Annotated in this window: 13 protein-coding genes and 5 tRNA genes; 10 read left to right on the top strand and 8 right to left on the bottom strand. The window is 26.8% G+C overall.

Going from position 1 to position 18,851, the window contains the following annotated elements; all coding sequences use genetic code 11:
* Nucleotides 1-66: 66 nt before the first annotated feature.
* The gene (locus tag MarbSA_RS05140) at nucleotides 67-1,716 is read left to right on the top strand and encodes an ABC1 kinase family protein (protein ID WP_221062006.1); all 1,650 of its coding nucleotides are present in this window, start codon (nucleotides 67-69) and stop codon (nucleotides 1,714-1,716) included.
* A 137-nt stretch (nucleotides 1,717-1,853) separates the two neighbouring features.
* On the opposite strand, the gene dnaJ is transcribed toward MarbSA_RS05140, so the two are convergent.
* The 3 genes from dnaJ to MarbSA_RS05125 form a co-directional block, all read right to left on the bottom strand.
* Nucleotides 1,854-2,999, bottom strand: a complete 1,146-nt coding sequence (dnaJ, locus tag MarbSA_RS05135; protein WP_221062005.1) for a molecular chaperone DnaJ — start codon at nucleotides 2,997-2,999, stop codon at nucleotides 1,854-1,856.
* A 339-nt stretch (nucleotides 3,000-3,338) separates the two neighbouring features.
* Nucleotides 3,339-5,216 carry a molecular chaperone DnaK gene (gene dnaK / locus MarbSA_RS05130; protein ID WP_054835183.1) on the bottom strand — a complete coding sequence of 626 codons (1,878 nt, stop codon included), beginning with the start codon at nucleotides 5,214-5,216 and terminating at the stop codon, nucleotides 3,339-3,341.
* Between the two features lie 332 nt (nucleotides 5,217-5,548).
* Nucleotides 5,549-6,127: a nucleotide exchange factor GrpE gene (locus tag MarbSA_RS05125; RefSeq protein WP_054835184.1), complete on the bottom strand. Its 579-nt coding sequence runs from the start codon at nucleotides 6,125-6,127 to the stop codon at nucleotides 5,549-5,551.
* A gap of 490 nt (nucleotides 6,128-6,617) precedes the next feature.
* On the opposite strand from MarbSA_RS05125, the gene MarbSA_RS05120 reads away from it, so the two are divergent.
* Nucleotides 6,618-7,076: an ArsR/SmtB family transcription factor gene (locus MarbSA_RS05120; protein ID WP_042704437.1), complete on the top strand. Its 459-nt coding sequence runs from the start codon at nucleotides 6,618-6,620 to the stop codon at nucleotides 7,074-7,076.
* Nucleotides 7,077-7,287: 211 nt separating this feature from the next.
* On the opposite strand, the gene hypF is transcribed toward MarbSA_RS05120, so the two are convergent.
* Entirely contained in the window at nucleotides 7,288-9,681 is a 2,394-nt protein-coding gene (gene hypF, locus MarbSA_RS05115) for a carbamoyltransferase HypF (protein WP_221062003.1), read from the bottom strand.
* Between the two features lie 722 nt (nucleotides 9,682-10,403).
* On the opposite strand from hypF, the gene larB reads away from it, so the two are divergent.
* Nucleotides 10,404-11,243 (top strand): nickel pincer cofactor biosynthesis protein LarB, encoded by an 840-nt coding sequence (gene larB, locus MarbSA_RS05110; protein ID WP_221062002.1) that lies wholly within the window; start codon nucleotides 10,404-10,406, stop codon nucleotides 11,241-11,243.
* 65 nt (nucleotides 11,244-11,308) lie between these two features.
* Nucleotides 11,309-12,250, top strand: a complete 942-nt coding sequence (locus MarbSA_RS05105; protein WP_221062001.1) for a GNAT family N-acetyltransferase — start codon at nucleotides 11,309-11,311, stop codon at nucleotides 12,248-12,250.
* An 89-nt stretch (nucleotides 12,251-12,339) separates the two neighbouring features.
* Here the strand turns inward: MarbSA_RS05105 and hisE are convergent, their stop codons facing one another.
* The 4 genes from hisE to MarbSA_RS05085 form a co-directional block, all read right to left on the bottom strand.
* Entirely contained in the window at nucleotides 12,340-12,633 is a 294-nt protein-coding gene (gene hisE / locus MarbSA_RS05100) for a phosphoribosyl-ATP diphosphatase (RefSeq protein ID WP_042702350.1), read from the bottom strand.
* Nucleotides 12,634-12,707: 74 nt separating this feature from the next.
* On the bottom strand, nucleotides 12,708-13,562 hold the full coding sequence (locus tag MarbSA_RS05095; protein WP_042702347.1) for a CBS domain-containing ParB/RepB/Spo0J family partition protein: 855 nt from the start codon (nucleotides 13,560-13,562) through the stop codon (nucleotides 12,708-12,710).
* A 94-nt stretch (nucleotides 13,563-13,656) separates the two neighbouring features.
* Nucleotides 13,657-15,009 (bottom strand): Asp-tRNA(Asn)/Glu-tRNA(Gln) amidotransferase subunit GatB, encoded by a 1,353-nt coding sequence (gatB, locus tag MarbSA_RS05090; protein WP_221062000.1) that lies wholly within the window; start codon nucleotides 15,007-15,009, stop codon nucleotides 13,657-13,659.
* A gap of 390 nt (nucleotides 15,010-15,399) precedes the next feature.
* Nucleotides 15,400-16,401: a radical SAM protein gene (locus MarbSA_RS05085; RefSeq protein ID WP_432420121.1), complete on the bottom strand. Its 1,002-nt coding sequence runs from the start codon at nucleotides 16,399-16,401 to the stop codon at nucleotides 15,400-15,402.
* A gap of 379 nt (nucleotides 16,402-16,780) precedes the next feature.
* On the opposite strand from MarbSA_RS05085, the gene MarbSA_RS05080 reads away from it, so the two are divergent.
* From MarbSA_RS05080 to MarbSA_RS05055, 6 genes are all read left to right on the top strand, one after another.
* Nucleotides 16,781-17,395, top strand: a complete 615-nt coding sequence (locus MarbSA_RS05080) for a zinc ribbon domain-containing protein (RefSeq protein WP_221061999.1) — start codon at nucleotides 16,781-16,783, stop codon at nucleotides 17,393-17,395.
* A gap of 206 nt (nucleotides 17,396-17,601) precedes the next feature.
* Nucleotides 17,602-17,674 (top strand) — tRNA-Asn (locus MarbSA_RS05075).
* Between the two features lie 5 nt (nucleotides 17,675-17,679).
* Nucleotides 17,680-17,753, top strand: a tRNA-Ile gene (locus MarbSA_RS05070).
* A gap of 239 nt (nucleotides 17,754-17,992) precedes the next feature.
* Nucleotides 17,993-18,067: transfer RNA gene (locus tag MarbSA_RS05065), tRNA-Glu, on the top strand.
* 135 nt (nucleotides 18,068-18,202) lie between these two features.
* Nucleotides 18,203-18,285 (top strand) — tRNA-Leu (locus MarbSA_RS05060).
* 115 nt (nucleotides 18,286-18,400) lie between these two features.
* Nucleotides 18,401-18,476: transfer RNA gene (locus MarbSA_RS05055), tRNA-His, on the top strand.
* Nucleotides 18,477-18,851 lie beyond the last annotated feature (375 nt).

Raw genomic sequence — 18,851 nt, 5'->3', positions numbered from 1 at the left:
AATTTTTTTCATGATTTAATGATTTTTGATATAATTATTTATAGTATTAAAATCTATTATTTAATTATGAACATAATTAAAAGGGGAAACAATACAAATCTAAGAAGATTAAATGAGATTCTGAAAGTTTTCAGCAAATATGAGTTTGGTTTTGTAATTGAGAGAATAGGTCTAAAACACAAGATTCCATTTTTTGGGCATTCTAATAAATATGAATCATTAGAGGAACTTGATGATTCATTGCCCGTAAGATTAAGAAAAACATTACAGGAATTAGGTCCTGCATATATCAAATTAGGACAGATGATAAGTACTCGTCCTGATTTGGTTGGAGAATCGATTGCATCTGAGTTTTCTAAAATGCAGTCTGATAATCCAACTGTAGAATTTTTAGAAATAAAAAAAATTGTTGAAGAAGAATTAGATAGTCCTATAGATGATATATTTGATATATTTTATGAAACTCCTTTGTCTGCTGCATCTATTGGTCAAGTTCATGTAGCTAAATTGAAAAATGGTCCTTATGTTGCAGTTAAAATTCAAAAACCAGATATTGAAAATGTAATAAAAAGTGACTTAGCTATAATGAAATTTTTAGCTAAAAGAATTGACCAATATATTCCAAGAGCTAAGCCTTATAATTTTCCCATTATAATTAAGGAATTTGAAAGGTCAATTTTAAAAGAAATTGATTATAATCAAGAATTAAATAATATGGAGCATTTTAAAAAGATATTTGATGATGATGAAACAGTTCATGTTCCAAAAGCATATTCTGAATTTTCAACTAAACGGGTACTTACTATGGAATATGTTAATGGGGAAAAGATTTCTGATGTTATATTGTCAGAAGGAATTTACGATAAAAAATTAATAGCCCAAAGAGGAATGAAATCTTACTTTAAACAGATTATAGATCATGGTTTTTTCCATGCAGATCCACATCCATCTAATATTTATATTTTGAAAGGTAATATTGTTTGTTATATTGATTTTGGAATGATGGGATTTCTTGATAATGAGTTTCGTGAAAATTTAACTGAATTATTCGTATATTTTATTGAAAAGAATGTTAAAGGAATGATTAATCAGTTATCTTATATGGGAATATTAAACAATCGTGTAAATAAGAAGAATTTAAGCTATGATTTAATGGATCTAATGAATAAATATTATGGAGTAGAATTAAAGGGAGTTCATGGTGGAATGATGGATTTAATATCTGTTATGAGGGATTATGAAGTTACTATGCCAAGAGAATTTGTTTTAATCTCTAAAGGCATTTCAATGTTAGAAGAAACAGGTATAGAATTAGATCCAAATTTTGATACAATATCAACACTTGAACCATATGTTCGTAAAATAACGGTTAGAAGATTAAGCCCATTTAGATTAGTTAAGTTTATTAAAGATAATATTTTTGAAATTGAGCATATATTAAAGACACTCCCATTAAATATATCTAAAACACTTTATAAGTTAGAAGAAGGCAAGCTACTTATTGAGTTAGAGCATAAAAATTTAGAAAAAATGATTAATAGAATTTCAATTTCAATGATTTTATCAGCATTGCTTATTGGATCTTCACTAGTTATATTATCTGATAAAGGCTTTATGATATTTGGTTTGCCGTTTTTAGGAATTATAGGATTTATTTTCAGTGCTATATTGGGTCTATGGCTAATTATATATACATTAAGAGGAAAAAATTATTAAAAATAAGATTAAAATAAGTAAGATTAAAATAAAGAAATATAAAGTAAGGAAATATAAAGTAAGGAAAAATTAAAATTAAAAAATTATATTTAATATTTTTTATTAAAAATTTTATTAAAAAGTGATAAATTGGAATTTTAGTGGTTAATAGCTTCTTTTACTTTATCAAAGAATCCTTTTTCATAAGTTTTTATCTCTTCACCACTTATTTCAGCGAATTCTTTAAGTAATTCCTTTTGTTTTTCATTTAATTTTTGAGGAACAACTACACTAGCTGTAACATAAAGATTTCCTTTGGAATTTCTCCTCATTATAGGCATACCTTGACCTCTTAAACGGAATACAGTACCACTTTGAGTTCCAGGAGGTATTTTGAGTTCTACTTCACCATCAATAGTAGGAATATCTATTGAATCTCCAAGACTAGCTTGAACAAAACTGATTTGTTGTTCATAATAAAGATTAGGCCCTTCTCTTTCAAATTTTTTGTGTGGTTTAACATTAATTAAAACAATCAAGTCTCCATATCCACCATTAAAATCTCCAGCATTTCCTTCACCAGGAACACGAAGACGAGAACCAGATTCCACTCCAGCAGGAATTTTTATACTAATTGTATTATTTTCTCTTACTTTTCCTTTTCCATTACAGTTCTTACATGGGTCTGTTATGATTTTTCCTTCTCCTCTACATTCGGGACAAGGTCTTACATTCATCATTTGACCTAATATTGTATTAGTCACTTGTTTCACTTGACCAGTTCCACCACATGTTTGACATTCTTTAGGATTGCTTCCAGGCTCAGATTTGCTTCCATGACACACTGGACATTCTACATCATGCATTATAGAAATATCTTTTTCTATATCTTTTGATGCTTCTTCTAGAGTTATATCTATTTCTGCATAGATATCAGATCCTCTTTGAGGACCTCCTCTTCTGTTTCCACCACCAAATCCAAACATTTCAAAGATATTTCCCATGTCAAATCCACCACCAAATCCTTGGAATATATCTTCAAAATTAACATTTCTGAATATGTCTTCATTAGAGAAGCCATCCATACCAGCATGACCGAACTGATCATAAGTTTTTCTTTTTTCTTCGTCAGATAAAACAGCATAAGCTTCACTTATCTCTTTAAACTTCTCAGTAGCTTCTTCATCTTCAGAAACATCTGGATGGTATTTCATAGCTAATTTACGATAAGCTTTTTTTATTTCTTTTTTATCTGATCCCTTCTCTACCCCGAGAACATCATAATAGTCACGCTTTTCTGGCATTTATTCACCTAAAATATAAAATCATTTATAAAATAAAAATTATCAATTTTGTTAATTTTGTTTTGAATATTAACTCTATTTATTAATATTAATCTTATATATTAATATTAAGCTTACTTATGAATATAATTTTTTTTAAATATAAAAATAATTAAAAATAAATCAATTATTAAAAATAAAATTTAGGATATATAATAGTTTTGATTATATTAGTTCTAATTATATTTTAACTAGTATATATCCATTATTTAGTAATATATTGTTTAATAATGTATTATTTAGTATAATTTAGTATATATCTACTATTACATTATAAGTTTATTTTTATTATAGATATATTTATTTTTTAACTTCATAATCTGCATCAATAGTGTCATCATTGTTAGACTCATTATCTTGGTCTTGATTTCCACCTTGATCTGCTGCTCCTTGTTGAGCTTGTTGTGCTGCTTGAGCTTCTTGATAGATTTTTGCACCTAATTCCTGAACAATTTTTGTTAATTCTTCAGTTTTATCTTTTATAGCTGCAATATCATCACCAGTTATTAATTCACGAAGTTCTTTAACTAAATTTTCAATTTTAGATTTTTCATCATCAGATACTTTATCTTTAAGATCTTCTAAGGTTTTTTCTGCAGTATAAATCATAGAGTCTGCATTATTCCTAACTTCAATCTCTTCTTGTTTCTTTTTATCTTCTTCAGCATGCACTTCAGCTTCTTTAACCTTTTGATCGATTTCATCATCAGATAATTTAGTTGAAGCAGTAATTGTAATAGCTTGCTCTTTACCAGTTCCCATATCTTTTGCAGATACATTTATAATACCGTTTGCATCAATATCAAATGTAACTTCAATTTGAGGAACTCCTCTTGGTGCTGGAGGGATTCCTACTAATTGGAACCTTCCAAGAGTAGTATTATCAGAAGCCATTGGTCTTTCACCTTGTAGCACATGAATATCCACAGAAGTTTGATTATCTGCAGCTGTTGAGAATATTTGGCTCTTTTTAGCAGGTATTGTTGTGTTACGATCTATGAGTTTAGTTGCAACTGCTCCCATTGTTTCAATACCTAATGAAAGTGGAGTAACATCAAGAAGTACAAGATCTTTAATTTCTCCGGCTAATACTCCTCCTTGAATAGCTGCACCCATAGCTACACATTCCATAGGATCAATTCCTCTTTCAATATCTTTTCCAATATATCCTTCAACGAATTTTTGGACTACTGGCATTCTAGTAGGTCCACCAACAAGAATTATTTTATCTATGTCTCCTTTTGTCATTTTAGCATCTTTTAATGCTTGTTCCATAGGATTTCCACATTTTTTAACAATAGGATCAACTAATTCTTCAAGTTTTGCTCTAGTAAGGTTGTTTATTAAATTTTTAGGACTTCCATCAGTTCCCATAGTGATGAACGGTAAGTTTACTTCACTGGTTAAGGTGGTTGAAAGTTCTATTTTTGCTTTTTCAGCTGCTTCTCTAAGTCTTTGAACTGCTTGATCATCATCCATAAGACTTATACCTGTCTCTTTTTTAAATTCATCAGCTAAATAATTCATTATAGTATTATCCATATCGGTTCCACCGAGTTGTGTGTCACCGCTGGTAGATTTAACTTCAAATACTCCTCCACCAAATTCCATAATGGTTACATCAAGAGTACCTCCACCAAAATCGAATACCATAATTTCTATTTCATCTGCTTCTTGTTTATCAATTCCATAAGCTAAACTTGCTGCTGTTGGCTCGTTTACAAGACGTACAACATCTAAACCTGCTATGGTACCAGCATCCTTAGTAGCTGTTCTTTGATTATCATCAAAATAAGCTGGGACAGTAATAACAGCTTTTTTTACTTCTTCTCCAAGGAATGATTCTGCATCTTTTTTAATTTTTTGAAGAATAAAAGCAGATATTTCTTGTGGAGTATATTCTTTTCCTTGAACTTTAACTTTTCTGTCAGTTCCCATACTACGTTTTATTGCACTAATTGTATTTTCTGGGTTTGTAACAGCTTGTCTCCTAGCTGGTTCTCCAACTAATCTCTGTCCATCTGGTGTAAAAGCTACATAACTTGGAAATGCTTTACCATACTGACTAGCTCCTTCTGCACTTGGTATTACAGTTGGTTTTCCACCTACAAGAACTGCTGCAGCTGAATTACTTGTTCCTAAATCGATTCCTATTATCTTTTCTTTTTTATCTGCCATGAATGTCACCTATATAATTTTTTGTATTACTTTTTATTTTTATTATTTTTCATTAAAGTTTTATTTTTATTAAAATAGAGTATATATTAAAATATTTTTATATGAAAATTATCATTGTGTATAAGATTTATATAAAATAAGACTTATTTATATAAAAATTATTTTTTATATATGACTCATTTTATGTTATATAAGACTTATTTTAAGTCATATTAGGATTATTTTAACTATAATACTATTTTAAGTTATATGAAAATTATTTTAACTTATATAATAATTATTTTGATTTATATAAGAGTTATTTGATTTGTAAATAAATTTATTTGGCTAATTTATTTTTTACAAACTCTAACTTTGGAATATTTAATTACCTTATCTTTTAGAGTGTATCCTTTCATTAATTCATCAATGATTTCACCATTCTCATGTTCTTCACTAGCTTCTGCCATTAAAGCTTCATGTTTAAATGGATCGAATTTTTCGCCTTCTGCAACTATTACTTCAAGCCCTTCTTTTTCTAAAGTTGATTTTAATTTGGAATATATTAATTCTACTCCTTCTCTTAATTCTTTTTCAGTTTTAGATTGTTCAAGAGCTCTTTCAAGGTCTTCATAGCTGTCTAATATATTCATTATTAAATTTTCATTTGCAAACTTAATGATTTCTTGTTTTTGTTTTTCAGTTTGCTTTTTAAAATTTTCAAAATCAGCCTGAAGGCGTTGAATATGAGACATATATTCACTTATTTCTTCATTTTTGTCTTCAAGGTCTTTTTCTATATTAGCTAACTCATCTATCTTTATTTTTAACTCTTTCTGAGTATCATCAAATTCTTTTTCCTGAAGCTTCATTTTTTCTTTCATTTCTTTTATTTGCTCTTCAAGACTTACTATTTTTTTGTCATTAGCCATCAATTCACCTTTTTTAATAATAATGAAAGAAAGAGTTTTGTTATAATTAATAAATTTGATTAATGAATTTATATTGTTTGAAATAGATATTAATTATTAAAATTTCTAATTTATACAATTAAATAATTGTGCAATTAGAAAAAAATTAAATGTTTTTGATTATCAAAATTTTGGGTTGAGGTTAGTTTTATTTTAATAATAAAAACAATTATTTTTGAATTCATATTTGGACTTTTTTCTATCAAATTTATTAAAGTAACAAAAAGTTATCTTTCTCATTATCTTATAGTAACAAAAAGTTATATAAATGTTTCGATACATAGTTAATATGATGATTATGATAGGCGATAATTTTAATAATAAAAAAAATAATAAGGGCAACTTTGGCACTAATACTAAAGAATTTATTAGTGATAATGATTTAAACAATTTTAATGCTCCTAATCCTTATAATATTACTGATAATAGTAACCAATTTAATAATGTGGATATGGAAGATATTCTTGATGTCATGGGATGTCGAACTAGAAGAGAAATTATTAATTTGTTAAGAGAAGAACCAAGATTCGTGAGTGAAATATCACAAGAGCTTGAAATTGGACAAAAAGCAATTATTGAACATTTAAGAGCTATGGAAGAAATTGGAATACTTGAATCTTCTTTTAAAAAAATTGTTAGAGGTAGACCTCGTAAATACTATGATATGCCTCATGATTTCACCATTAACATAACTATAACTGAGAATTCTTTTGATGTTAATATTTCGGAGGATATCCTTAATCTTAAACAACTTCCTTCTGGGGATGAATGGTCTAAGTTATTAGATATTGAAAAAAGAATTGATCAAGGGCATTGGGAGGCTGTTGAAGAGCTCAAAAGCCAAATAAGATTATATGAGAACTTAAAGAATAGGGCAGAGTATATTCTTGAAAGAACTCAAATGGAATGAGTTATATCTTTCAATCCATCCATATATGTTTATAACTAATAAATATATATTCAAATTATCCATATATTCTCAATTCATTCATATATCTACTCATATATTTTCGCATATCAATTCATGTTATTTTTTATAATGCATTCTCTTTTTATTATGTTATTAAATTAATGTTATCTTATTATTCTATTAATTCCATTTATGGCTATATTTAATAGACTTATTTTTTAGTTTTAGAAGATGCTATTATGGCCTGCCCAAGTGAGATAGAACCATCACCTGCACAAGAATTTCTATGTTGAATGAATTTAAATCCTTCTTTTTCAATATATTGTTTTGTAGCTAAAGTAATAGCTTCATTATAGAAAACTCCTCCAGTGGCACCAATATAATCAATTCCAATTTTTTCTGCAGCATCTACAGCTAATTTTGCTAACCCTTTACTAATAGCAACTTGTCCAGCATATGCTATCTCTTTTTTATTTTTTCTTTCTTTTATTAAATCCATTATATCTATAAGTATTTGACTAGTATCAAGGACAGGTCTATTATCCACCTTTTTAAATTTTGGTTGGATGGTTATATCTCCATTTGCAGCATATGCATATGATTCTAATTTCATAGAACATTCTCCTTCATAAGTTCTTTTACCACAAATATTTAAAGCTGCAGAAATGGAATCTAAAATTCTACCAGTACTTGTTGTGATTTGGACATTTAAATTTGATTTGATTTGATTTAAAACATTTTTTATTTCAATTTCTCTGTGTTGGAAATAATCAGAATAGTTAGAAATTAATATATTCTCAAGTTCACTATCTATTTTACTCTCTTTATAATAATCACTATTATATAAAATAGAAGCTAACATTCTTGCAGGATATTTAGTAGAAATATCTCCTCCTGGCATTTTTTGAGGTTCAAGAGAAGCTAATCTCTCATAATTAGTTACATCTGTGTAAAGTATTTCTCCTCCCCATGCAGTTCCATCTTCACCATATCCTACACCATCAGCAGCTATAAAAATTAATTCATCTATAGAATTGTCAATAGCTAATACTGCTCCATGAGCATGGTGGTGTTGAACTGGAACAACAGGGCAATCGAATTTTTCTCCCATTCCTCTAGCTAAACGTGTTGTAAAAAATTGTGGATGCATATCGCATGCTATCAAATCCAATTTTTCTGTTTTTGTAATATTCATCATATTTTTTATAGCTTCTTGAAGAAATTCATAGGTTTTGAACTTGTTTGTATTTCCAATATGCTGAGAAACATAAGCTAATCTTTGTTTTTGAAGTGTAAATGTAACATCAAGTTCTGGTCCAAGAGCTAAAACATTAAAATTACTTTTTAAACCTTTTAAACTATTTAAATTACTTAAATCATATGGTTCAGGAACATAACCTCTTGATCTTCTTATAAATGACAATTCGTTATTTCTATATCTTATTACAGAATCATCGCAACGATTTATAATTTTCCTATCATGTAAAAGAAAGTAATCAGCTATTCCATAGAGACTAGAAAGAATTTCCTTGTTTTTTATCATCATAGGTTCTCCTGGAATATTTGCAGATGTCATAATGAATGCTGGTTCTTCTGTGTAATCAAAAATAAGATGATGTAATGGAGAATATGGAAGCATAACTCCAATATTATGAAGTTCTGGAGCTAAAAATTCCGAAAAATCATATTCATCATTCTTTTTTAGTACAACTATTGGTCTTTCTTTTGATAATAAAGAACTTATTTCAAGTTTTGATACTTCAGCGAACTTTGTTATTGTTTCTAAATTTGGAGACATAACTGCAAATGGTTGGTTAGGTCTATTTAATCTTTTTCTAAGTTTTTTGATTGGTTTATCTTCAGTCACCTTAGCCACTAGATGTGTTCCACCTATTCCCTTAATTGCTAATATTTTTCCCTCATTTAATAAACTAACTCCTTCTTTTAAGGGGTTATTTTTTTCATTAAGTATTAGTTCTTTTTTATCTTTATCAAATAGTTTTAATGAAGGTCCACAATTTTTACAACAACTAGCTTCCGCATGATATCTACGGTCACTTGGGTTTTCATATTCTGTATTGCATTCATAACAAAGAGGAAATTCATCCATTGTTGTTCTACTTCTATCATATGGTACTGCTTCGATTAAAGTAAAACGAGGTCCACAATCTGTACATGCTGTAAATGGATATTTATATCTTCTATTATTTGGATCATTCATTTCATCTAAACAATTATCACAAACAGCTAAATCTGGAGGAATAACAGAAGCACCTGAAAAATCTGATGAACTTTCAAGTATATTAAATCCATCTGGAACTTCAATATACTCTAACTCTTTTCCATCTTTTCTATCTTTTTCACTTTTTTCATCTATCCAATTTATTTCAATTGAATTTATCTTAGCTATTGGAGGACATTTATTTTTAAGTGTTTTTATGAAGTTATTTACATTATCTTCATTTTCAAATAAAACTATTTCAACAACATTTCCAAGATTTCTAACATATCCTACCATATTAAGAGCATTAGCTATCCTATACACTGTTGGTCTGAATCCAACTCCTTGCACTATTCCTTGGACTAATATTCTAGCAATTTTCATTTATTGCACCATTAAAACCAGTTTTTAATATATAATTACTTATAATTGGTGAATATTATGTTATATTAAATTATATTAAATTATATTAAATTATATTAAGTTATATTTTAGTTATATTAATTATACTAATCATTATCACATTAATTATCTTCTTAATTATATTATACTCTAATAATCATGATACTTTAATAAATAACTAATAATCAATAAAACAAGACATAATCAATAATAATAAAGACATGATAAATAATAATATTTTTAATAAAAATGAATATGATAAATGGATATTCAATAAAGTATACATTAAATAAATTACATATTTATAAAATAGGGTATTTACTAAAGAAAATTATTCAATAATACTTTTAATAATAATTTTTTAATAAGATAGATTTTATATGATTGTGCTTATAATTTTAATATAATAATTACATTAATATCTATAATTTATAATATTTATAATAATTTACAGTATTATTATTTATATCACTTATATTATTTACAGTATTATTATTTGGATTATACAGTATTATTATTCATATTATTAAAAATATTATATAATGTTAATAACATATAAAACTATTAATCATTTTATTAAATATTTAATAAAAGTTTACTAAATCTTTATTAAATTGTTATTAAATTTTCATTAAATATTTATTATTCATCAAACATTTATTCGATCTTCATTACATTTTTTATCAACAATTAGTTGTGATATTATGAGAAAAATCCTTGAAAAACTTTTAAATGGGGAAATAGATATTGAAACTTGTGAAAACCTTTTAAAAGCCAATACTATATTAGAATTAGATGGAATAGCCAAATTTGATAATAATAGAAAAATAAGAACAGGGTTTCCAGAAGCAATTCTCGCTCAAGGGAAAGATTATAATGATTTATTAGCTATAATTAAAGGATATTTTGATAACAAGAAGAAGAATGATTTCAATAATTCTATTATTATAACTAGATTGGATAATGATAAATATGATAAATTGAAAGTGAATTTAGCTTATTTAAATGAAAAATTTGATTTTGAATATAATTATAAGGCTAAAATACTAATAATATCTAATAAAATTATTAATAACGAGACTAATGGGGATGAAATTAACAATGAATCTGATAATGACTTTGATAGTAATGAAAACTCTAAAAAAATAGGTATAATAACTGCTGGAACTTCTGATATACCTGTTGCTGAAGAAGCTAAGGTTATTGTTGAACAAGGAGGTTGTAAAGCTATAACTTCTTACGATGTTGGAGTGGCAGGTATTCATAGACTTTTTCCACAGATTGCTAAAATGATTGAAGAGAGAGTATGTGTAATAATTGTATGTGCTGGTATGGAAGGGGCTCTTCCTTCTGTTGTAGCTGGTTTAGTTGATGTTCCTATAATTGGTGTTCCAACTTCTGTTGGCTATGGAATTGGTGGGAAAGGTAAAGCTGCCTTGTATGCTATGTTACAATCATGTGCTCCTGGATTAGCAGTTGTTAACATTGATAATGGTTTTGGAGCGGGAGTTTTTGCTCTTACAATAGCTAAAAATTTAAAATAATTATTTTTTTCATTGATATATACTATGGCATTGTTGTCTATTAATCATTTTTAAGAGGAATTGCCTTGATTTTTAAAGAATTTAACCCTAACAAACATGATACTCGTAAAGTTGCAGAACTTATTTATTCCGTTGATTATAGAACAAATCTTAAAGTTTTTAGATCTAAAGAAAGAGCAGTTCTAGCTATTGAAACTCTCCTCTTATCTGAAAAAAACAATTATAATGAAAAGAAGTCTGAAGATTATATTATCGATCTTAATCATCACAATAATCAGAAAAATATTGCTAATATTAATAATGATCAAAAATATAATGCTAATAATAACTCTATTAAAAAAACAAATAATCATAATAAGTCTAATTATAATAATAAATATAATGATAGAGAAAACAATAAAAATATCAACAATAAAAGTGTGAATAATAAATATCTAGATAATAAAGATAAAAATAATAATAATAATAATAATAATAAAAGTGTGAATAATAAAGATTTAGATAATAAAGATAAAAATAATAAAAATATTAATTCTAATAATTTGAATAATAATTATAAATTTTATATTATATTGGATGAAAATGATTTTGATGATGAAGAGGATATAATTGGAATAATATCTCTTGTTAAAGGCAAAAAAGGTAGCTTATTAAAAGATATTTTAGTAACACTTAAAAATTTAAATTTATTGGATTCTCTAAGATTTTCTTTTATATATATTTTAGATTATTTTGTTTTAGCTAAAACTCTTCCAGATGATATTTATCTTGCTGAAATAGCTATTGATAAAAGTCAAAGAGGTAAAGGCATGGGAACGGAGATATTAAATATTATTATTGAAGCAGCAAGAAAAAAAAGATTTAAAAGAGTTGTTTTAGATGCTGAATTTAATAACAAAGGAGCAATAAAGTTATATAAATCTTTAGGATTCGAAATATTTGATAAAAAAAGTATTAAATTGTTTAAAAAAGAAAGGGGAATGTATAATATGGAATATGTATTATAAAATTACATACTTATATTAAATAGACTCATGATTATATTAAATAGATCACAATATCTAGTAACTTTTAATAAAATTGCGATATTTAGTAACTATAATTCATGTCTTCTTTTAAATTCATCTAATAATTCATCTAGGCTAATTCCTTTGTATGCTAAAAGAAGAAGTGTGTGAAAAATTAAATCAGCAGATTCATGAACAAGATTTTCATTATTTTTTGATGCAATTATAACTTCAGCTGTCTCTTCCCCTATTTTTTCTAAAATTTTATCTTCAGCTAATTTTTTGCTATCTTTCATTATATTAGAAGTATATGAATTAATTGGGTTATTTTTTCTATCTTCTAATGTTTCATAAATATCTCTGATAATTTTTTCTTTAGTCATTAAGGATCCTTCTTTATTGTATAAATTAAATATGATTTGATATATGATACGAATCTTTTAAAGCTATTTTTACTTTATTCATTACTTTCTTGTTCTTCATCTTCTTTGGTCCAATATTTACCAGGTTTCATTTTTTCAGGCATTTTTTTCTTTAAACTTTCTGTAATAGCTATAAGTGGATGTTGTGCATCATCAATAATTTCAATATCATCAAAATTATGTATTCCTGCTTTGTCAGCTGTTTTTTCCATGCCTAACTCTAAATCTTTGTTTAAGTTAATAACATAACAATCAATTTCATTACATCCTAATTTTCTTGCAGCAACGGCTCTGTGATGTCCATCAACAAGTATCCATCTATTTCCACTTTTTACTACAATAGCTGGCTCAGCTAGCCCTCTTTTTAATTCATAAGTCCTTCCTTCTAATTCATCTGCATAGACTTTATCTTGAGTAGGTCTTAAATCATTAGTACTAACTTTTTCTCTTTTTAAATTTGTTCTAATTCCATATAACTGTTCTAAAGTCTTTTTAAAGTAATTTACTTTAGTTGGAGTTGATCGTTCTATATGGGATCTAACCATATCTGTGTTTGTTATTATTCCATTAAGTCTCCCATCTCTACCTACAACTGGTAATCTTGAAATTCCTTGTCTAAACATTACTCTAGAAGCATCATTGATAGACATATCTTGTTGGGCAACTACTACTTCAGTTGACATAATATCTTTCACTAACTCTTCCCATTCTTTTAATAACAGGTCAAAAGCAGTAACTATTCCTACAATATGTTCGTTTTCATCAATAACTGGAAATCCATCGTGACCAGTATCTTTCATTAATTTTATAACATCTGCATTAGGTGTATTAGGATTTACGCTAATAACATCCTTTGTCATATAGTTTTTTACTAAAGATTTTCCACTCATTTTTCTATACTTCCTTCAATTATTAATTTTTAAAATAGCTATTTTCCCTTTTAATTCTCCTCTAATTCAATTTGATACATTAATAATTTTTATTCTATTTAAGTAATTCTTTTAATATTTTTACAGTTTCTCCAGGGTCTGCTTTTCCTCTAGTTAATCTCATAACCTGACCAACTAAGAAGTTTAGTGACGCTCCTTTACCTGCTTTATAATCTTCTACAGCCTCAGAATTTTCTTTTATGGCTTGTTTAGCTGCGTTTATTACTTCATCTTCTTCTACAACGCCTATTAATCCTAAATTTTCAGCTATTTCTTTTGGAGATTTTTTATTCTTAGGCATTTGTTCAACTATTCTTTGTCCTGCTTTTGTTGTAATCTCTTTACCCTTAAGAAGTTTTAATAGATCTATAATATTATTTGGACTTATTTGACTATCTGCAAATTCAAGTTTGTTATATGTCAAAACTCTTTTAAGTTCATCTCTCATCCACATTGCAGAAAATTTTGGATCTATTGATTTAGCTACTTCTTCATAAGCATTAGCTAATTCGAGTTCTGAAGTTAATGTTTTAGCAGTTTCTTCGTCTATTTTATATTGCTTCATGAATCTACTGACTTTATGGTGAGGAGCTTCAGGCATAGATTCAGCTACTTCATCAAGTTGGTTGCTTTGAATCTTAATTGGAGGTAAATCGGGGTCCGGTATAAATCTATAATCATCTGCATCTTCTTTTGTTCTCATACCTACTGTTATCATTTGAGATTCTAAAAATGCTCTTGTTTCTTGTTTTACTTCAACCCCTCTTTTTATTAGATTTTTTTGCCTGATCATTTCAAACTTAAGTGCTTTATATGCACCTTTTATAGAGTTTATATTTTTAATTTCTGCCCTATTTCCTCCTTCAAGGGATATATTGACATCCGCTCGCATTGTTCCTTCTCCACGAGCACATTCACTATAATTTAAGACTCTAATTAGCTCTTTTAAAAATTCACGAGCTTCTTCTGGGGAATGCATGTCTGGCTCTGTAACAATTTCAACGAGAGGAATTCCAGACCTATTAAAATCAACTATTCCAAAATCTGGTTTAAATTGACCAGGATCTTCTTCCATATGTATTTCACGTATTCTGATTCCATTTAGATCTCCTTCATATCCAATTGGAACTGAGGTTCTTTGATAACCAGAAGGTAAATCTGGGTAATCGTAATGTTTTCTCATGAAATAGGTTATATTTTGGTCTATTTTGCAGTTTAACATTAATGCTATTGTTAGAGCATTTTCTAAAGCTTTTTCATTAGTTGGATATGGTTTTGCTCCTGGTTGATTTAAACAAACTGGACAAATGTTTGTGTTTGCTGAAGCATCTTTATAGTTTGTAGGGCAATCACAAAATAGCTTTGAGTCAGTTTTTAGCTGTACGTGAATTTCAAGTCCACATTTCATGTCAATAATAATTCCTCCAATAATTAGAAATACTAATTAGAATTAATAATATATAATTTTAAATATTTTAAACTATTAACTAAATAAACTATTTAACTAAATCATATTTTTAATTTATTCAAATCTTTAATTTATTTACATATTAATTTATTTTTGATAATATTCTATTTAAATATTTTATATATTATAAATTTTTCCAAATTTTTAATATTAATTTTTTGAGTTTTATAGAATATTTATTATTTAAAAAGTATCAATACCATTAAATATTAATAATTTAAGTAATACTGGAGTTTTATACAATCTTTTATATTATCTAATTATATTATCTAAGTTTAATACTCTGAATTTAATAATTTAAGTTTAATAATTCAAATTTAACAATTTAAGTTAATATTTATCATTTAATGATTCTTTAATGTATCTTTTTATAAAAGGATCTAAATTAGACATATATTCGCTTTCCTTTTTTCCCAGTTGTTTTCGATCTGTAAATGTTCCCTTTAATTTTCTACCTGCCCAATAAACTTCTTCTTCAACTCTTTTTCCATACTTTGTTCCAAACATTTTAAAAAGAGGAAATTTTGTTATACCATTAGCTCCACTTAAAATTAGGGGGCCAATATTAGCTAAATTATCTGTCCAAGTACCGCATATTATTTCAATATCTGGAAAGACAAGCCTTATTGTTGATACTACTCCTGCATAATATAAAGAGGCAGGTTGTGATGATTTTTCAAATTCTGTGTCTCTATGCGGATTTAAAGAATAAAATATTACTCTATCAATTTTATGATTTTTAATGTATTCGATTAAATATTCAATATCATCAGGAGTCTCACCTAGTCCTAAAATCACAGTAATTGCTTTTTTGAAACCTAATTCTCCAGCTTTATCTAGCATATTTCCAATTTTATCTAATGGCTTACTTGGACATAGTTTATCATGCAATTTTGGGTTGGCTGTTTCAACCGCCCCAGTTATTCCAATAATTTCCTTACCATATTCTTCTAAATCATTTGTTATGCCAATATTTAACCATACTTGATTGTTTGTTATATTATATATTTTTTCTGCTATTTCTTTTATTTCTTTTGTTTCAAATGATTCATATCCTCCAGATAAAAATTCAATGTTCCAATTTAATCGTTTACACATCTCTGCTTCTGCTAATATACTTTCAAATTTTCTTCTAGCTTTTTTAGGGTCTTTAATCTTGCTTTTTTGTGTACTCATATAACAAAAACCACAATCTCCTTTTTCACACCACCATGATAAAAATATTGCTCTTTCTAAACTTATAGTGTTGTATCCTTTTTTTAAACTGAGTTTATTAGCGGCACTGATTAAATCTATAACTTCGAAGCTTTTTATTTTATTTATATATGTCATTTTGTTTCCTTTGGTTTTATGTTAAATACTCTTATTTTTATATAATATTATTTAAAATATTTTATTTAAAATTATTAATAAAATGATATATATAATATTAGTTAAAATTTTAATATTATATAAAATATAGATAAATAATAAAGTAAAATGTTAGATTAAGATAATAGATTATAATAATAGGTTAAATAATAAGTTAAAAATAGATTAAAAAATAGACTAATAAATAGATTAATAAATATCTAAAAATTTATAAACTTAATAATATATATTATAATAAATTGATACGAATTATATTTTATGTTTTTATGTTTTTATGTTTTTATGTTTTTATAATTATATAAATTGTATTTTATAAAAAAGAAGATATTAAAGGGATTTGATGGTATATTGTAGATATTGTGGGACTCAAAATAGGGATGGTACTTTAAAATGTACTAATTGTGGTAAACCTTTGAGTTTAATTCCTAATGATTCTCACTCAAACTCAATGCAAGATTCATCTAGAAATCATTACTCAAAAGGGGATGATTATAGGAAAAATAATAATTATGGAAAAATCGATAATTATGGGAATAATCGTAATAATCATAATGATTCTATTAATCCTAATGTTTCTAATTACCATAGGAGTCCAATTAAGGATAGTTATATGAGGAAAAATCAAGAATTTGATAATTTTGAAAATCCTTCTAAATATCCTGCTAATCTAAATAAAAATCAAAATAATGATTACCATTCTCAAAATTATAGGAAAGAACCTGTAAAATCAAGTAAAAACTCAGTTGAATGGGATGTTGTTATAGCTACTGCTTTAATGGTTATCATCTTAACTGCAATACTCCAAAGAATCTTTCCTTTTATGGCAATATTCATATCATTACTAATAGGATTATTATACATATTAATAGCTACTAAATCTAAATCAAGTCTTTTTAAAGCTATTCCACTGACAGTTATAACTATATTAGCTATTTCAGCCTATTTTAGTATTTGAATATTTTTATTAGTTTATAATAAGTCTATTTTAATTACCATTTCTTAATTTAAGATTTTTAAAAGATTTTAAATTTTTGCTTGGTTTATTTAATTATCAAAAAGTTTATATATGATGATTATCAACCTATGTAATGCTGTCTAAAGCTTCACTGATTTTAGACATATGCTATCATCATGCCCGATTATAGGCGTGGGTTTTCATATGCCGTCGTAGCTCAGTAGGTAGAGCGTTCGGCTGTTAACCGATTGGTCACAGGTTCGAGCCCTGTCGACGGCGTTTTTGGGCCCATAGCTTAGCCAGGTAGAGCGCCCGGCTCATAACCGGGCGGCCATGGGTTCGAATCCCATTGGGCCCATTGATATAAGCTTTAATTTGATTATTTTAGATTATTGGATAATTTTGAATAAATATAATTTTAAATAAATTTGTAATAATCTTTATCATAGTAATCTTATTGATAAAATATATTAATAAAATAATATTAATTAATAATTATAATAATTTGATAGATTAATATTATAAATTGTGTTATAATAGTAATGTTTATAAGCTAATACAATAATACTATTATAAGTTTACTAAATTTTTTTATTTGCTCCGGTGGTGTAGTCCGGCCAATCATTTCGGCCTTTCGAGCCGAAGACTCGGGTTCGAATCCCGGCCGGAGCATTTTTATCATTTGTTCATTATGTAGTTCATTTCATTATATATTTCATTTATTTGTTATGTAATTTTTTCAATGAATTATATTATGTTATATTTATATTTTGAAGGTTCATGGGACAAACCTCCTTCTTATCTAAAGCGGGGGTGCCCGAGCGGCCAAAGGGGACAGGCTTAGGACCTGTTGACGCAGGTCTACCAGGGTTCGAATCCCTGCTCCCGCATTAATCTTTAAATATATAAATACTTTAAATGTTATAATGATTTAATTAATCTAATGTATTATTATATTTTAATTAATTTAATGTTTTAAATAAGTTAATTTTATTTGTTATCAATGCCGGGGTGGGGTAGGCGGTTATCCTACGGGACTGTGGATCCTGCGACTCGGGTTCGAATCTCGGCCCCGGCCCCATTTTTATATAATTTAGTTTTTCTATTGTCCATTATTTTTATTCATGATTATAATTTTATTCAGGCTCATAATAGTTAATATAATAGCTATTATAATTATTATTAATAAATATTATTTTAATAATAAACTTGATTTTATGCTTTTTTTAGGAAAAAGATAACTATATATACTATCTTCAATATATAAATCCTTGCTAAACCATATATTGTTAAATGATAATAAGATAAAGATATATTTCATGGCTGTTATTTAGTTTAATTATTACTTATTTTTCAGGTAATCAAAATTAAAATGATATTATTGTGAATATTTTAAAAATGATTTTATTCATTCTATTTTTGCTGATGTTTATAATAGTATAGTCATGAATATGGT

Origin of the sequence: Methanobrevibacter arboriphilus, from assembly GCF_019669925.1 — an archaeon.
In the GTDB taxonomy this organism is placed as follows: Archaea; Methanobacteriota; Methanobacteria; order Methanobacteriales; family Methanobacteriaceae; genus Methanobinarius; species Methanobinarius arboriphilus_A.
Note: the sequence above shows the minus strand (reverse complement) of the source record. Positions and strands in the feature narration are given on the sequence as shown.

Coding starts and splice junctions, on each gene's coding strand:
- MarbSA_RS05095 (WP_042702347.1), bottom strand. CDS start 13,562: ATGAGTGGAAAATCTTTAGTAAAAAACTATATGACAAAGGATGTTATT.
- MarbSA_RS05080 (WP_221061999.1), top strand. CDS start 16,781: ATGGTATATTGTAGATATTGTGGGACTCAAAATAGGGATGGTACTTTA.
- larB (WP_221062002.1), top strand. CDS start 10,404: ATGAGAAAAATCCTTGAAAAACTTTTAAATGGGGAAATAGATATTGAA.
- MarbSA_RS05085 (WP_432420121.1), bottom strand. CDS start 16,401: ATGACATATATAAATAAAATAAAAAGCTTCGAAGTTATAGATTTAATC.
- hisE (WP_042702350.1), bottom strand. CDS start 12,633: ATGACTAAAGAAAAAATTATCAGAGATATTTATGAAACATTAGAAGAT.
- MarbSA_RS05120 (WP_042704437.1), top strand. CDS start 6,618: ATGGAAGATATTCTTGATGTCATGGGATGTCGAACTAGAAGAGAAATT.
- hypF (WP_221062003.1), bottom strand. CDS start 9,681: ATGAAAATTGCTAGAATATTAGTCCAAGGAATAGTGCAAGGAGTTGGA.
- MarbSA_RS05125 (WP_054835184.1), bottom strand. CDS start 6,127: ATGGCTAATGACAAAAAAATAGTAAGTCTTGAAGAGCAAATAAAAGAA.
- dnaJ (WP_221062005.1), bottom strand. CDS start 2,999: ATGCCAGAAAAGCGTGACTATTATGATGTTCTCGGGGTAGAGAAGGGA.
- gatB (WP_221062000.1), bottom strand. CDS start 15,009: ATGAAATGTGGACTTGAAATTCACGTACAGCTAAAAACTGACTCAAAG.
- dnaK (WP_054835183.1), bottom strand. CDS start 5,216: ATGGCAGATAAAAAAGAAAAGATAATAGGAATCGATTTAGGAACAAGT.
- MarbSA_RS05140 (WP_221062006.1), top strand. CDS start 67: ATGAACATAATTAAAAGGGGAAACAATACAAATCTAAGAAGATTAAAT.